The sequence below is a fragment of the Aminobacter sp. BE322 genome, assembly GCF_050433525.1.
Lineage (GTDB): Bacteria > Pseudomonadota > Alphaproteobacteria > Rhizobiales > Rhizobiaceae > Aminobacter.
Genome location: NZ_JBNPXB010000001.1, coordinates 628,411 through 646,104 on the forward strand (window position 1 = coordinate 628,411; position 17,694 = coordinate 646,104).

Genomic DNA, 17,694 nt, shown 5'->3' on the forward strand with positions numbered 1-17,694 from the left:
TCAATAGAAGGCGATGTCGTCGTCGCTGCCACGGCCGGCGACGAAGCTGTCGGTGTTCTCGTCGAACAGCAGCACGTCGAGGTCGAGATAGGGCGCGACTTCTTCCTCCTCGCCGACCCTGACCACGATACTGCCGCTGCGGATGCCGGCGATGATGTCGTTCGGCGACAGCGGCGAGAAGGCCAGCGCCTGGAGCGGCGAAAGCTCCGCAGGAACCGATAGGTTCGGGGTGTCCTGGTGAGCCAGAATCTCGCTTCCGACGCTCGCCGCGAAGCTGCGATCGACCTGCGAATCCCAGACCTGGGCCTCAGTGACGAAGCCGACATTGCGCGACGTGGTCGACATTCCGGCACCTGGCGCCGCCGCGCCACCCACCCGGACGACATTCATGCCGGCGGGATTGAGCGTGCCGACTGCGTTGGCAACATGGGCGCCGATGCCGGCGGTCAGCGGGCTGATCCAGGACCGTCCGAGCACCAGGCTGCTCGACGAGGCGTCGAGCGTCTGGCGCACGATGTCCCTTCCCCCGCCGGCCACGGCCTTGTCGCGGCGCCGATCGAAGCCGAGAATGTTGGTGCCGGCACCGCCATTGACCGTATCGTAGCCCGCGCCGCCCGAAAGCTGGTCGTCGCCGGCTCCAGCGGCAATATTGTCGTCGCCGAGCAGGCCGTAGAGCACGTCGTTGCCGTCGCCGCCGACGATGGTATCGGCATCGACCCGATACAGCGACACGCGGGTGACGTCGGTCAGCGGCGTCCCGTGCAGGTAGCCGTAGAGGCCGAAGTTGTAGATATAGCGCAGCGTCGCCGTCAGCGTCGCGCCGGTCTCGCCGACCGGCAGCACCCGCATCTTCTCGATCATGCCCGGCTGGCCGGTCTTCTCGACGATCGGCAGGATGGCCGCCATGTCGCCGAACACGACGTCGTTGCCGGCGCCGCCGTCGATCAGATCGCTGTTGAGCACGATGAAATCGAATCCGGGACGCCTGGACTGGCGCTTGTCAGCCGCATCGAGCAACCAGCCGTTGACCGAGCCGTTGATCGACCAGTCCTTGGTCTTGCCCGAGGTGAGCTTGGATTGCACGCCCCAGGCCTCCGCCCTCGCCGTACCGCCGCTCAAGTTGCCGAGATAGAGCCTGTCCAGCGTTCGGAAGAAGGCGTTCTGCAGGCCGCTTGCGATGACCGCCTGGGTGGTCCCGGTGTGGCCGATGCCCATCATCGGCTGCTCTATGAGCGCCACGTCGCCGATCAGCACGTCGCCGCCGTCGTTGCCATAGATGGTGTCGTTGCCGACATCGAGACCGTAGCCCAGGCCGTTGCCGAACAGCCAGTCGCCGGCCTTGTTGACCGTGGCGTCGATCGCGTGGTCGCGGCCGATATGGGCAACGAGCGCCGCCGTGCGGCTCTGGTCCTGGGCCGCCAGCGCTGCATTGATCGCGGCAAGCTTCGTGGTCGTAAGGCTGGCAGGCCTGGCGGCCGTTGCCGAGGTGACCAAAGGCACGTTGACGACGCCGTGATCGCCGACCACGAGGTCGGATCCGGCACCGCCCGAGATCGTGTCCTTGCCGATGACGAGGCGATGGGTGGCCTGGCGCAGCGCCGTCTGGCCTGGCACGAAGACCGCCCCGCCCGGATTGGTCCTGGCACCGAAGTCCAGCACCACCTTTTCGCCGGCGGCGTGCGCGACATAGGAGGTGTCGGCCACGACCGTCTGGAAGTCCATCAGCCAGTTGTAGAGCTTGAGCGCGGCCGCCTTGGCATCGGCGGCCTCGAGCACCAGCTGGCTCGCCGGCACGACCACGATGCCGCTGTCGCCGAAGATGGTGTCGTCGTCGTCGCCGCCGTTGATGGTGTCCTTTCCGATCACCACGTCGATCGCCGCAGCGCCCGGCGTGGCGTCGAGGGCGTTCTGGGCAAAGCCCAGCGACGAGAAGTCGGTCAAAAGGTCGCGCAAGGATACCGACAGGCCCGCGATCTCCTTGTCGATCACCGTCAGCGAGGTTTCGGCAATCGCCGTCACGCGGCCGTCATCGCCGAAGATGGTGTCCCTGCCCGTGCCGCCGTCGATGGTGTCGTTGCCATAGGCAAGATCGCTGATGCGGGTGACGTCGCCGATCAGCGAGGCAAACGCCTTGAAGCTCTGATTGCCCGCCATGGTGATGGTGTTCTTGCCGGCGAACTCGCCGAGGAAGCCTTCCGCTGTCGGGTAGAGCTCGATCTGCGGCATGGCATTCGTAAGCTCGGCCGGCAAGAGGTTGGCTGCCGGCACGACCAGCTCGCCGCCGAACGGCAGCGTGACGTTGATGCCCTGCGCCGCGCCGACGACGCGGAACGCGTTGACGATCTTGGGCAGGTCGGTGTTGAAGCCGCTGGTGTTGGAGGCACGGTCGCCAAAGATGGTATCGTCGCCGCCGCCGCCGTTCAGCGTGTCGTTGCCGCGCTGGCCGAAGATCACGTCGTTGCCGTCGCCGCCGGTGATGACGTCGTCATAGGCCGCCTCGAGGTCGAGGCCGATCGCCTGGGTGTTCCAGGGGGTGGGCGCCGACGGCACGTTGGTGCCGATGCCGCCGAGCAGCAGGACATCGGGCGACAAGAGCTGCATCGACAGGCCGTTGCGCGAGATCGTCTTGTTGGAGCTCAGCGCCACCATGCCGGTGATGGTCGCCACCTCCTCGAGCACGACGTTGCGATGCCAGCTGCCGTCGCTGTTGAGCACGGCCGAACCGTCGGGGTTGAACGCCCGCAGGATCTGGCCCGCATCGCCGAGCACGATGTCGTTGCCGGCGCCGCCATCGATCGTATCGGCGCCGAGGCCGCCGACGATCTCGTCGATGCCGTCGTCGCCATAGAGCGTATCGTTGCCACGCTGGCCGAAGATGCGGTCGTCGTCGGCACCACCGCGGATGGTGTCGTTGCCGGCGACACCGTCTGCGAGGTCGAACAGGACGACCTCGCGCAGAAGCGACGGCGCCTTGCCGGGGATGGCCGGGTTGAGCCGCCAGACCGTGTTCTTCCAGCTCGTGCCGCCAACCACGCCGCGGGCGATGATGCCGTTGTCGCCGATCAGCACGTCTTCGCCGGCACCGCCGTCGATGGTGTCGTTGCCGTCGGCGGCGCCGACGACGTTGCTGCCGCCGGTGATGTCGTCGTCGCCGGCACCGCCATAGAGCGTGTCGTCGCCCTGCTGGCCGACGACGATGTCGTTGCCGTCGTCGCCGTAGATGGTGTCGTTGCCGCCGCCGTCGCCGGCGCCGACATAGACCGAGATGACGCGCTGACTTTCGGCATTGTCGAGGCTGAACATCGCATGGTCGCCGAACAGGCGATCATTGCCGGCGCCGCCATAGATCGTGTCGCCGCCCGTACCGCCGATGACGATGTCGTTCGCGCCGCCAGCCCTGATGGTGTCGGCGCCGCCAAGCAGCGGATCGATGGTCAGGCCGCGCTGCAGGTCGGCCACATTCACGTTGTTGACCACCTTGATCGCGAATTCGAGGCGGGCATTGTCGCCGAAGACGATGTCCGAGCCGCCGCCCGTGGTGATCGTGTCGCCGAACGCGCCGCCGACCACGATCTGGTCGCCGTCGCCGGTCTCGATCGTATCGGCGCCGCCCTTGTCGGTGTCGATCGAATAGGCGAGCGTCGGCAGCGTGCCCTGGAACTCGGCATAGCCGCTGTCGCCGAAGACGACGCTGCTGCCGGTGCCGATCTTGATGTTGTCGCCGGCTCCGCCGCCGAAGACGACGCTGCTGCCGTTGCCGGCCTCGATCTCGTCGGCACCGTCATACTGGTCCCAGCCGCTGCGAACCGAAGCGAGGCCGCCGGCGACATAGATCGCCTTGCCGTTGTCGCCGAGGATGACGTGGTCGCCGCCGCCGGCCGCGATCTTGTCGCCGCCCGAGCCGCCCATCACCACGTGGTCGCCCGCCGCGACCGTGATCATGTCCGCGCCGCCATAGGCGGTATCCATGGTTTCGACGCGCACGCGCAGGCCTGCCTCGTCGAACAGCGCCATGCCGTTGTCGCCGAGGATGACGCTGTCGCCGTCGCCTGCGGTCAGCGTGTCGTCGCCGGTGCCGCCGAAGATGATATTCTTGCCGGAGCCGGCATCAATCTGGTCGTTGCCACCCAGCGCCGGATTGCTGGTGCTGACCAGGATCACGGTACGGTCGTTCATCATGTCGAGCGTGCCGGGCAGGACTTGCAGCGTCGAACCGGCGATCGTCGGCACCTGGGCGATGATGCCATAGTCGCCGATGATCACGTCGTCGCTGTCGCCACTTGTGATCACGTCGGCGCCTGCCGTCTCGGGCTGGCCCTGCGCGTCGAGACCGTCGTCGTCGATGATGACGGTTCGCGTCAGGTAGCCGACGTTGAAGGCCGCGTCGCCGATGATCCAGTTCCTGCCGGTGCCGCCGGTGATCCGGTCGTCGCCGGTGCCGCCGGCGATGAAACTGGTGCCCTGGCCGCCGGTGAGCGTGTCGTTGCCGGCGCCGCCGTCGATGACCACCACCCCCTTGGCGCCCGAGGCGTCGATCGTGTCGGCGCCATAGTTGACGAACCTGTAGGCCGTGCCGTTGGGCGCCTCCGGCGTAGCGCCGTAGCGCTTGCCGTCGGCCGAAGTGTCGCCGAACAGGACCACGGGGCCGGTGCTGTCGACCACGCTCAGCGTGTCGGCGCCGCCGCCGCCATGGACCACCGTCAGCGTGTCTTTCGCGGTGCTTTCGATGACGAAGCTGTCGTTGGCGGTGCCGAGCAGCACTTCGACGACGCCGACGCCATTGTAGGTGATGCCGCGCGCCACCGGCACGGGCGGTTTGCCGTCATTGTAGTCGACCATCAGCGGCTCGGAGGGCATGCCGAGGCCGGTGATCGTGTTCTGCGTGAGCACGCCCGAGAGCGGCGCCTGCGCCGTGTCGCTGAACACCACGAGTTGGTCGACGTCGCCTTCACCGTTCTCGCCGGAATCGACTGCAACCGGGTGGTTGGCTTCCGTCGGCAGCGCCACCGCCACCGTCAGCGAGCGGTCGGTGGCGCCGACGCCGCCGACGATGTTCAGCGGACCGTTGATGCGGCTGAGATCGTGCGGCTGCTGCGAGAAGGCACGGATGCCGTTCGGCGGAGCCTGGACGGTGCCGTCGAACACCAGGTTGACGGTGACCGGGACATTCCAGTTTCCGGCATCGAACGCGACGAAATAACCGTTGGCGTCCTGCTGCACCAGGTTGCCGGGGGCGGTCATGTCGACCTTAGCCTGGCCGTCGATGTTTATGTATACCTTGACCGGCGCGGTCGGCGCCGCCGTCAGCACGATCTGGTAGCTGTCGGTCTCGCCGGCCTGCGACACGCTGGTGCTGCCGTCGGTCTCGATGATCTCGACGCCCGCCGTATCGGCATCGGCCACGTCGACGCGCACTTCCTGGCTCTCGGCGCCCGCATAGACGCCGTCCTGGGCGCTCGATTCCACCGAGTGCTGGATGAGCTGGACCAGCCTGTTTTCGGCAACGCCGTCGTTGACCGAGGTAACGGTGACCGTCTGCGCCTCGTTCCAGGCGAAGATTCCGTTGGCCGGGTCGGCCGCCAGGGCGAACTTGATCTCGGTGACCGAGAGGCTGAGCTGGCTGCCCGCGGTCAGCTTGACGGTGACGATCTCGCCCGCTGCCGGCGGCTTGGTGAGTTCCACTGTGTAGTTGTCGCCGGCTGCATCGCCCTCGCGCACGCCCGTCGAGCCGCTCGATTCGGTGATCAGCACGTCCGGCTTGTCGTCGTCGATGACCGTCACCAGCACGTTCGGTATCTGGTAGCCGTCGAACTGGCCCTCAGCCGGAGGCGTCAGCGCATTTCCGCTGCCGTCGACATGGATGACCGAGTGGCTGATCGCCACGACCGCCTGCCCCTCGCGGGCGCCATCGTCCTCGGCCTTCACATAGATCGTGACGCCGCTGCTCCAATTGCCGCTGTCGAACGCAACCGTCAGCGATTCCGAGAAATTGACGCCATCGAGCGACACCAGCACGGTCTTGCCGTTCTTGTCGCGCAGCGCCGCGGACGCCTGCGCCGCCGAGACGGTGACATAGGCGATGGTTCCGGCGAGCGGCGCCGCCGGCAGGGTCAGCTTGTAGCTGTCGATCGAACTCTCGTCGCCCTCGCGGACCTTGAGCCCGTCTGCGGTGTCCACCGCGGCGCTGCTGTCGCCCTTGGCCTTGAAGTCGAGCCCGCGGACGAACAGGCCGTTGTAGCGCGGGTCGTCGCTCTTGACCGTGTGGCTGACCGTGCCGCTGCCGCCGTTGCCGTCGTCCGACACGACCGTCTTGGTGACGTCGCCGGCGACGTTGAAGGTGTCGCTGCCGCGGCCGCCGATGAGGGTGGTGACGATGTCGCTCGCCGTCGACAGCACGTAGAAGGTGTCGTCGCCCTCGAGACCGTCGACGTCGATCGCCTCGGCATTGGCGACGCGCACGGTGAGCCCCGCGCCGTAGACGCCGTCCTTGGTGATGACGAACACGTCGTTCAGTTCGGTGCCGAGCACCACGACCTTGTCGAAGCCGGCGCCACCGTCGATGCTGACCGGCGCGTTGACGTTGTACTGGATGATGTCGTCGCCGGCGCCGCCGTTGAGCCTGACGTTGACGCCGTCGGCCAGCGCGAAGGCGCGAATGACGAATTCGTCGTTGCCGTCCTCGCCCTCCAGCCTGAGATCGGCGTAGTTCGAATAGACGCTGAACTTGTCGTTGCCGTCGCCACCGTAGAGCACGGCCGGCAGCGTGATGCCCTTCGACAGGTAGCCGAGCGTGGTCTTGATCGTCGAGAAACGGTCTTCGACCGGGGTGATGGCGTAGTTGCCGTTCGGATCGAGACTGCCGTCGGGGCCGATCTTCTCGTTGCGGGAGCTGCCGAACACCTGGCCGACCTGGAAGAAGTCGTCGCCGAGCCCGCCATCGACGGTCAGGATTGCGGCATTGTCGTCGAAGTAGAAACTGTCGTTGCCGGCATTGCCGTTGACGACGACGCGGCCGTTGATGCTGGCGTTGTAGTTGATGCGCTCAAGCGCCGGCGCATAGCCGCCGCCGGCCAGCGGCCGCATGTTGGCGATGAAGTTCCTGCGGAACAGGAAGCTGTCGGCCGCCGCCGTGCCTTCGATGGTCAGCGTGTCGACGCCGTCGTCGGAGGCGCCGCTGTCGTAGACGTTCATCACATAATCGGAGGCGCCGTCGATGTTGACGATCACGGCGTCCGTGCCGCCCTGCCCGTCGATAGTGAGTTCGTCGCGCAGGTCGCGGCCGTTGGCATCCTTGGCGAAGGCACCGGAGACGGTGACGCCCTGATAGGTGTCCATCGTCGGCAGCCCGTCGACGACGATCCTGTCCTCGCCCGCGCCGCCGCGCACGAAGCTGTTGCCGCGCAGGGCCGCGACGTCGAGCAGGATGTCGTCGCCGTCGGCGCCGCCCGTCACCTCGATCGTCGGGGCCTGGAAGGAGCCGTAGAGCCGTATCGACGAGCCCGTGCCGGCATCCGGATCGCTGAGGCCGGGATCCTGATAGTCGCCGGCGATGACGATCCTGGTCTTGGCTTCGATGGTCGCCGTGACATCGACCAGCACGTCGTCGCCCGCGAGCAGGCGCACCTCACCCACGGTCGCCACCAGCTTCACGCCGGCCTCGACGACGATGTCGTCGTCGCCACCGGCCTTGTCGGTCGCCACGAACACGAGTTCGTCTTTCTCGACCGTGCTGTCCTCCGTGATCGTGATCGGGCTCGACGCCCTGATGAAGGCGCTGCCGCCGGCGCTGACGCCGGAAATGTCGCTGCGCACCCCGCCGACGATGAGCGCGCCGAGGTTATGGATCCAGGTGGTGTTGTCGCGCGACCAGGATTCGAGATTGCGGACCTGGGTCATCACGCTCTTGCTGCTCTGGCCGATGTCGCGGCTGGCGAACAGATAGGCCCGGCGGGAGACGACGTTGGCCTGCCCGTCGGTGCGGCCGTTGAGCATGCTGCCGTTGAGTACGGTGAGGAACGCCACCGCGTCCTCGAAGGCGGCGGCATTGAACAGGCCGGTCTTGACCTCGCCGAGGATCATGTCGCCGGCGGCCTCGACGAGATAGACGCTGCCCATCTCGGTATAGGCGTTCACCGTGCCGTTCGCGCCGACCGAACTGTTGATCTCCAACTCGTCGCCGAACGCGCCGACGTCGAGCAGGGCGCGCAGCGTGACGCTGCGCCCGGTGACGTCGGCCCGGGTACGGATGGGCGTGCCGTCGGGCTGGAAGCCCGTCGGAAGCTCGGCATCCAGGATGCGGCCAGCCGCAGCCGCGAGTTCGACGTCGCCTCCGGTCGAGGTGATGCCGCGCACGTTCATGTCGCCGCGGGTCTCGGTCAGGAAGATCGAGCCGGCCGCCGTGGCCATGATCGTGCCGTCGTCGACGCGCTCGGCTCCGGCATCGTTGTTGACCTCGCCGGTGACATCGATTTCCAGCGCGTTGCCGGCGGTGCCGATCGTGCCGCCCGCCGTCAGCAGGATGCGTCGCGCCTCTACCTTGGTCGAGGTCGAGCCGTCGATGGCGTCGAGGATCGAGCCCTCCGTCGCCGTCAGGATGGCATCGCCACTGCGCGAATAGACGGATTCCAGGCGCAGGTTCGAGGTCGGTGCGGTGATGCGCACGTCGTCGCGGGCACGCGCGGTCAGACCGCCCTCGCCGCGCATCGTCACCGTAACCGCATTGCCGGCGTCGCCGATGCGGCCCTGGCCGGCTTCGAGCAGGATGTCGCGGCCGTCGAGATTGACGCCGCCGCCGGCGCCGAGCCCGTTGGTGATGTTGCCGTCGACCTTGATGCGGATCGTGTCGCCCGTCGCCACCTCCGCGCCGGCCACGATGCTGCCGAGCTTGATGCTTTCCCTGGAGCCGAGATAGACGGCTTCGCCCGACCGGACCGTCAACACGTCGGAGACGGTGACGTCGACATCCTCGCGGCGGTTGATCAGCACCTTGGTGAGGCGCGCCTGCGTATCCATCGGGTCGTCGAGCACCACGCCGATGTTGACGGTGCTGCCGAATTCGACGGTCAGCGTCTCTCCGTCCGCGAGCGTGATGGTGTCGCCGCTGACCGACTTGACGGTGAAATAGGCGTTGTCCTGGGTCTCGTTCCTGGTCTTGCCGCCGACATAGATGAGGTCGCCGGGCTTGAACATGCCCGCCGGCCAGGCGCCGGTCGCGAGCTTGATCGTGCCGTTGCTGCCGGTATTGCCGAAGCTGACCTTGGCCTGGTCGATGAAGGCACTGGCGAACTGCGCCACACCGACCTTGAGCCCCGTCGCGATTTCAGCAGTGACCGTCTGGCCTTCGACCAGGATGATCTTGTCGCCGACGATCTTGTCGATCTTGAAATAGGTGTTCCCGGTAGCCGGGCCGTTCTGCGACGAGCCTTCGACATAGATGAGGTCGCCCGCCTTGAACATGCCGGACAGCCAAGTGCCGCCCGCAAGGGTCAGCGTGCCGCGTCCGTCTTCGTTGGCGAAGGTCACGCCGGCCCCCGAGAGGAAGGTGGCAGCGTTGCTGCGGCCCGTCTCGTAGCCCTTGATGAAGATGACGTCCTGGCGTTCGGCCGCCGCCAGCGCCACGCGCTCATCGTCGGTCAGAGCCTTCTGCTGGCTTCCGTCGCCGAGGTCGATGACCGTTTCGCCCTGCACGTTGCCGACCGACTTTGCGGTCTCGATCGTGACATTCTTGCCGATGACGTTGGGCTGCTCCTCCACCACTTCCGTATCGCTGACGGACTTGGTGAGGCCGGCGCCGAAGGCGCGCAGGAGCTCGTCCTCGGTCCAGACCTTGATGGTCGAGGACAGGTCGCTCGCCTTGCTGCCGACGGCGAACAGGAACTTCTGGCCATTGATGCGAACCGTGTCCTCGGCGGTTTCGTCCAGGCGCCCGAACATCTTGTCGAGATCGCGGTAGTCGGCGGTCTTGGCCGCCGACAGGGCCGCCTCCTCAGCACCCTGCCTTGCGTCGATATAGTCCTGCAAATTGTCGAGCACGTAGTCGCCGATGCGCGAGGAGACATACTCCTCGAGCCGCATGGCCACATAGTTGGAGAGATAGGCTTCGAGCTCGTCTCCGGTCAGCCCGGCCGCGCCCGCGGACGCCTCGCCCTCGGTGCGCAGGCTTGCCGTGCCCTCAGTGGTGTACAGCGTCCTCGCCTCGACCTGCAGCGCATCGATGCCGGCGACGCGCAGCCGTTCGGCGATCACCGCACTTTCGGTCGCCGTCACCGGAATCGCATGCGCGGGATCGTAGGCGGCCGGATTCGCCTGCGTCCGGCGATAGGTCCAATAGAGCGCGTAGGCGGTGTCGATGTCGGTCCGCCAGACGTCGCCGTAGCTGTCGTACTTGTCCTTGAGCACGAGATATTGCGCGGTGCGGGTCGCCTCCAGCGTCGCGATCGCCGCCTCGGCGCCGGCGCCGTACTGCGCCTCCAAGGCCGCCCGTTCGCTGGCCGTGAGCTTCACCGTCGATCCGTCGAACTGGCTGCGCAGGCGCCAATAGGTGTCGTACTCCTGGCGCACGCCGGACTCGTAGCCCGACAGCAGGGCGTTGATCTTGTCCTGGACGCCGGTGCTGGTGGTGAGCTGCAGGTCACTCCACACGCCATTCTTCAGCTCGTCATAGGCGCGCTGGTCCTTGACCGTCACATAGTCGGCGTCGATCAGCGATCCGGCAGCCACCTTGATGTAGACATTGTTGGCCGTCTCGATCCGCTCGACGCGCATGTCGCCGGCGATTTCCGAAACGAAAACATTGCCTTGTGCCTTGATGTTGACTCGACCCTCGGTGCTCAGGCCGGAATCGAGCTGAAGCGTGCGGGCAGTGCTGTTGCCGATGCCGCCGAGCGCGCCCGACGGCAGCGTGCCGGCCGCGCCGACATAATGGTCGGCGACCAGCGTGATGTTGTTGCCCTTGACCACGCCGGCCCAGTAGCTGCCGTCGGCACGGTCCGCGACGACGATGCCGGCATGCGCGGAAAGGAACACGTCGCCCTTCGCCGCCTCCACCGAGTAGATCGACATGTCGCCCGACTTCTCGTTGATGCGGATATCGCCGCCGGACGAATAGGCCTTGAGATAGGCATAGGCGGTGGTCGGCTGGTTCACGCCCTTGAAGCCGACGGGATACTGGTCGACGAGGTCGATCTGCATGGCGAAGACGCCGGTGCCGATGCCCTGGTCCGCATCGAGGTCGATGCGCACGCCCTGCACAACCGAGTTCTCGTTGGTAGCCTCGATGACCGTCTGCGACACGATCTGGGTCAGGCCGGTGTCGTTGAGGATGCCGCCTTCGATCAGCACCTTGCCGGCGCCGGTCGAGTTGATCTTCACGGTCGCTTCCTCATAGCCGAGGAACTCGATGGCGACCGGCCGGTCGGCCTCGATCGAATTGGTGGCGACGGTGCGCGTGCTCGTTTCGGTGACGTATTCCTGCCAGTAGGTCTTCTTGCCGTACCAGGTGCTGGTCGTCCATTTGTTGCCGGGCACCGGCCCTGTCGAATTCAGGACATAGGTCGCACTGTCGTACTTGTACGGATCGCTGATGTTGCTTTCGAAGAAGTAGTCGCTGCCGGGCACCAGCGTCGGCTGTTCCAGCACCTCGCGCACGCTGCTGCGCAGCGCGTCCGGATCCCTGGCCAGGGCATCGATGCCGATCCACGAAGAGGTGCCGTAGGTGTCGGTGACGCGATCCCTCTGGACGCTCGCCACCGACCAGCCGTAACGCCAGCCCTGCTTGATCTGGTAGTCCGCCTTGTAGTCGAAGGCGCCATCGCTGTTGACGGCTGCGCCCAGCACACCGCTTCCGAGCGCCGAAACCATCTTCTTGTTGGGTTGCGCCGAACCGCTGGTCGGCACCCCCGGCGTCGGCGCAACCGTCTGCGGCACGAACGGGGTGACACGCACGTCGACGCTGCCGTCGGCGTTGGTCTGGTACCAGGTCTGGGTGTAGCTGCCCTCGACCGCCTGGCCGTTGCTGAGATAGGGCTTGGCCTTGTCGTTGAGGATGATCGTGCCGGCGCCGCGCTGGGTGACGTCGATGCGCTGGATGACCACGTCATAGTCGGTCGAATTGTTGACCGTGACGTTGACGTAGCCGCCGAGCGCCTTGATCGCGCCCTTGCCGGTGTTCATCAGCTTGCCGGTGATCGTGATCGATCCGCCCGGCGTGCGGAACTCCTGCAGGAACACGCGACCATTGACCGAATCCCAGAACGCCTTGAATTCATTGAAGGTCACTGTCTTGAGCGCGATCAGGCCAGGCTGCAGCTTGCCCGAGGCGATGTCCTTCTTGATCTGCTCGATCTCGGCCTGGGTGTCCGCGTCGATGTCGAGGATATAGTCCTCGTAGCCGCTCTGGATCAGCCCGTTGAGGTTGATGTACTCGGCATTGATCGAGATGCGGCTGGCGTAGATGCCCTTTTGGGGCGTCCTGGCCAGTTCGTTGGCGATGTCGGTGGGGCTCGCCGGCCCCATCCCGTCCGGGTTGGTGATCTGCTTCCACGCGGCATAGGGGTCGCCGCCGGTGTTCAGCACGCTGCCAGCCGGCAGGTCGATCACCACCATGCCGAAGGTGATCACGTCGAGCGACGCGCTGCGGATGTTGCCGTTGATGGTGATGTCGCCGGAACCGACCGAATTGTCGATCTTGACGTCGGCGGTGATGGCATTGATGTCGCCGGAAACGATGATGCCCGGCCAGGGGCTCGGATCGTTGCCGCGCACCCAGCTGTTGGTGATGGTGACCTTGGCGTCGACTTCGGTGCCTTCGGTCTTGGTGATCTGCAGATTCGTCCCCGAGGGCGAATACACGAACCACGGGTCGTTGCCGCGATTGGCCTCGTTGTCCCCCGCGACATTGGCGAGGTTGAACTCGATCACCTTCTTGTTCGGACCGTCGGCAACCGCGTAGTCGGAGATCTTGTTCTGGAATCCGTTGAGGAAGACGCCGCCGTTGTTTTCGGGAATGAAGACGCCGGCGATGTTCAGGAACGCCTTGGTCTTGTTCTCGATGATGACCTTGACGTCGCCCGGCGCGTCGAGCTTGCCGTTGCCGGTGAGCACGTCGGCGCGGATGTCGATATAGCCGGCGGCCGCATAGATCGGCGCCACCGTGATGGTCAGCACCTGCTTCTGGACCGGCACCAGCACCTGCTTCGGGTTGCCGTTCTCATCCTTGAGCCCGTTCGGGTCGTCCTTCCATTCGCCCAGGCCGAGGAACAGAAGCTCCCGCTCCAGCCGTCTGATCTCGCTCTCGTAGAACGCCACGAGGTCCGCGTTGCTTCGATATTCGGCCATCTTGGCGCGGGCGTTGACGATCTCGTCGAAGTAGTTCGCCTGCAACGGCCGCTGGCCGATGCCGAGCGTCACGTTTTCCGCGCCCGACCCGTCGGCCTCGCCGCCGCGATATTCGATCACCGGGTTTGCCGCGTCGCCCGCGATCCTGTCGATGACGACATTGACGGTGCGGTTGATGCCGGTCTGCACCGTCCCGTCGACGGTCACCACCGCATGCGCTTCCGTGCTGGCGGTGCCGTCGAACTGCTCGTGCGCCTTGCCGCCGAGCGCGCTGTCAATGGCCCCCATCAGCGACGACGCCCAGTTGGTCGCCTTGCCCTGCGCAGTCATCTGCGCCAGGCCGAAGCGGTCGGCGAACAGGCGCACGTTGCCGCCCGAACGCACCAGCGCCTGGGAGGCGATGGTGATGTTGTTCGACTGGAACAGGAAGACGTCGGCCGTGACCTTGTCGATCGGGATCACGCTGCCGGCGAAGGTATCGGCATAGACACCGAGCTTGTAGTCGTCATGGTTGAAGTTGGCATCCATGCCGGCCAGCATGTTGACGTCGCGCAGCGCCTCGATCGTGGCGCCGCGGCCCACGAAGATGTTGTTGTCGGGGCTGAGCAGAATCGTCGCGTTGGCCACCGAGACGGTGACGCCGCCATAGTTGTCGACGCTGGTATCCACCCGCGCGTCGGCACTGGTGTTGGCCGCCAGTTCAACCTGCCCCGCGGTCTTGAGTACGACGCCGTTCGAAGTCGTCGCCGCCGGGTTGCTGCCGAGCTGCACGGTGGCAGACAGATTCTCGGCGTCGAGCTTGCTTTCGGCGCCGATGCCGGAGCCCAGGCCGCCGCCCTTGTAGGCGACGTTCTCGCGGTAGAAGATCTTGTTCAATGCCTTGAGCGAAAATTCGCCCGCGTCGAGCGAGCTGCCGGTGACCGTGAGCCTGGCGTTGTCGCTGACAGTGACCTTGGTGTTCAGCACCAGGTCCGTCTTGCTGCTGACGCCGGCGCCCGTGAACAGGCCGCCGGTGCTGCCGTCGACATTGCCGCCGCTGAGGCTCGGCTTGTCGAACCGGTTGATCGCGCTCACCGCGATGGCACCGGCGTTGACGACCGCGCCCGCGCCGACGATGGCGTCGACATTCGACGTGATCTTGTTGTAGGCCTCGGCGCCCGAACCGGCCAGCAACCCATAGGCGCTGGTCTTGATGCCGATATTGGCTTCGGTCCGGTGGTCGGCGCTGATCGAGAGGCGGCCGGCCTTGCTCTTGTAGAGCTCGAATTCGAGGTCGCTTTCGTCAAAGCGCTGCGTCGCCGCCTTGCTGAGGTTGACCTTGGCGCCATCGCCGAGCGCCGCCTGCGTGTAGGCGCGCGTTTCGGTCTTGGCCACCGCCGCCGCCGCCGCGACGAGGCCGCCGGAGCCGGGGTTGGCGCTGGCGTAGTTGTTGTCCGAGCCAACCGCCGTGATGTTCAGGCTGCCGGCATTGATGACGGTCGAGGCGCCCACCTGGGCCAGGGTGTTGGCGACATCCAAGCCGTTTTCCTGGCGCGGCAGCGACTTGGCCGACGCAATCGTGGCGCCGGCTGCGATCAGGCCGTAGGCGGCACTGTCCGATTCCGCCTTCTGGCGGCTGTCGTTCTGCGCGGCGATGCTGACCGCGCGCGCGGCCGTGATCGCGACGCCGGCGCCGATGAGCGCCCGCACCGTGCTGGTGTTCAGCGCCTCGGTGATGGTGGAATCGACGCCGATCAGGGCACCGGCCAGGCCTTGCGCCCGCGCGGCGGCCGTATCGCCGGCCGCTGGCAAGGTCTGGGCCGCAGCGATACGCAGATTGTCGACGACATAGGTCGTGTTCGAGGTCGTCGCATTGACCCGGGTACCGACCTTCGACTTGGCCTCGGACACGCCGACAGCCAGCGTGCCTGCGTTCACGCCCTGGGCATCCGAGAAGGCCTTGGGCGTCGCCTTGGCCTCGACCACGACGTCGCGCGCCTTGACGGTCGAGCCATCGATCCGCGCGGACACCTGGCTGTCGACCTGCGACACGGCGGAAGCACCGGAGGCGGCAACGCTGATCAGGCCTACCGCGAGCGCGGCGGCAGCGACCACGGATTCGACGCTGGTGACGTCCACGGCCGAGACGCCGATGTCGCCGTTGACCTGCAAGGCGCTCGATGAGATCCAGGCCGAGGTCTGCGACGTCACGGTATTTTGGGTAACCGCCCCGCCCCCGGCGATCGCGCCGCCGATGCCGGCGGCGGCGGCGACCGAGGCCATGAAGGCTTGCGACTTCAGCGTGGCGTTCTCGCGCGCCGAAACGTTGAGCGAACCGCTGGCCGTGCCATAGGCCGGCAGGACACGGTCGTATATCGCCGGAACCATGACGCCACCGACCTTGACGCCGGTGCCGGGGCGCAAGACGGTGTTGCGATAGATATAGCCGTTGGACTGGACCGGGATCTGGCCGGTGACGACCACGTTGCCGGCATTTTGCAGATAGGCCGAAACCCGGTTGTCGATGAGGTTGACCGCTTCGGCAACGCCGATCGACACCGAGCCGGCGCCGAGGCCGATGGCCAGCGAAACCGAAGCCGCGCCGGCAAACGCCGTGATCGACGAGGTGTCGGCGGCGTCGATGTCGAGCGTCGCGACCTTGATCGCGTTGTTGGCGCCGTCGCCGTCGACATAGGCGTCGACCTGGGCGGCGATCTTGTTCTTCGTCGAGGCACCCGCTCCGGTCAGGCCGAAGGCGAACTTGCCGGCGGACACGGCCACCGCACCCGCCGCGACCGTCGCATCGACGGTCTGGCTGGACCTTGCCTTGACGTCCAGATCGCCCCAGCTGTCGACGCTCGTCTCCGAAAGATAGGCCTGCACTTCGACCGGCATGCGGGTGCCGGCATGGTTGAAGCCGATATTGTTGAAAGCGATGCCGGCACCGATGGCGGCGGCAACGGCCACGCCGCCACCCGCCGCGCTGCCGGCCACGGCCGCCACCAGCGCCTTGATCGAGGAAGTGTTCGTGGCGTCGAAGACGATGTCGCCGCCAGACTTCAGGAGGCTGCTTTCGGCAAATGCCCGCGTGCCGCCGAGTATGACGTTGGAGGCGCCGGCGCCGCCGCCGGAAACCGCAACGCCGATGCCGCCGCCCGCGACCGCAATCGAGGCCGCGAATGTCTCGGCCTTGATCGTGGCTTCCTGCACCGCCCTCACGGTGATCGTGCCGGGTGTCGGCGCGTTGGCAGGCGACGGCGGATTCTGCAGCTCAAATTTGTCGTTGACCAGGACGTAGACCGGGTCGTGGACCGGGATGTCCGTCACGGCGACATCGGCATATCTCAGATAGGCGTTGACGTCGTTGGCGATGGTGTTCTTGGCGATCGAGATGCCGACCGAAACGCCGACACCGGTCGCACCCACCGCCCCGGCGACGGACGCGGCACCGGCAAGCGCTTCGATGCTGGACTTGTTCCTGGCGTCGAGGACGACATTTGCCGCCCGGATCGTGGCGAGATCGCCCGACTTGCCGATGATCAGGGCGTCGGTCGCCACCGCGATCATGTTTTCGGTGTAGACGCCCGAACCGCCGACGCCGACGCCGACGCTGCCGGCGGCGAGCGCCACTGCACCCGCGAGCACCGTCGCCTTGATCGCCTGCTCCGAATTGGCCATGACCGAGAGCGTGCCCTCGGCCGTGACGTCGCTTTCGCCGATGGAGGCGCGCACGCCGCTGGCGCCGTTGGCGCGCAGCGACGGCGAGACGAACACGTCGGCCTCGTTGCTGTTGGGGATGACCGGTACGTTCCAGTCGCCGATCGTGTTGATGGCGACCGAGATGCCGATGGCCGCCCCCACGCCCGTCGCGCCCGCGCCAACCGCGCCCGCGAGCGCGGCGATGATCGCCTCGATCCTGGCGGTGGACAGGGCCTCTACCGTGACCGCGCCCTGGCTCGTGACCCTGGAGCCGAAGATCACGGCATTGGTGTCGGTGTTGATGGTGTTCCTGGCGACGGCGCCGGCGCCCGAAAGCGCGATGCCGGTCGAGCCGAAGGCTGCCGCGAAGGACGCGGCCACCGACTTCGCCTCGATCTTCGAGGCGTCCTTGGCGCGGATGGTGATGCCGGTGGCCGACGTGGCCGTCACCCCGTCATTGGCGCTCCGCACGCCGGCGTAGATGTCGTTGCCGATGATGTTTTCGGCATAGGACAGCCCGATCGACAGGCTGACGCCCGTGCTGCCCACGGCAAAGCCGATCGAAGCGGCGCCGACGAAGGCGGCAATGTCGGACCTGTCTTCGGCCGTGATCAGCATCGCCGCGGCGCTGAGGCCGGCGGTCACACCCTGGGCGGCGTCGGTGGTGCCATCGCCCTCGAC

1 protein-coding gene (only partly in view) is annotated in these 17,694 nt (G+C 66.5%); it reads right to left on the bottom strand.

The window, feature by feature from the left end:
* Positions 1-17,694, bottom strand: the 3' portion of a protein-coding gene (locus J2X50_RS03035; protein WP_429091324.1) for an LEPR-XLL domain-containing protein. It continues 10,854 nt past the right edge of the window; the window shows 17,694 of its 28,548 coding nt (coding positions 10,855-28,548); its start codon lies beyond the right edge, outside the window; its stop codon occupies positions 1-3.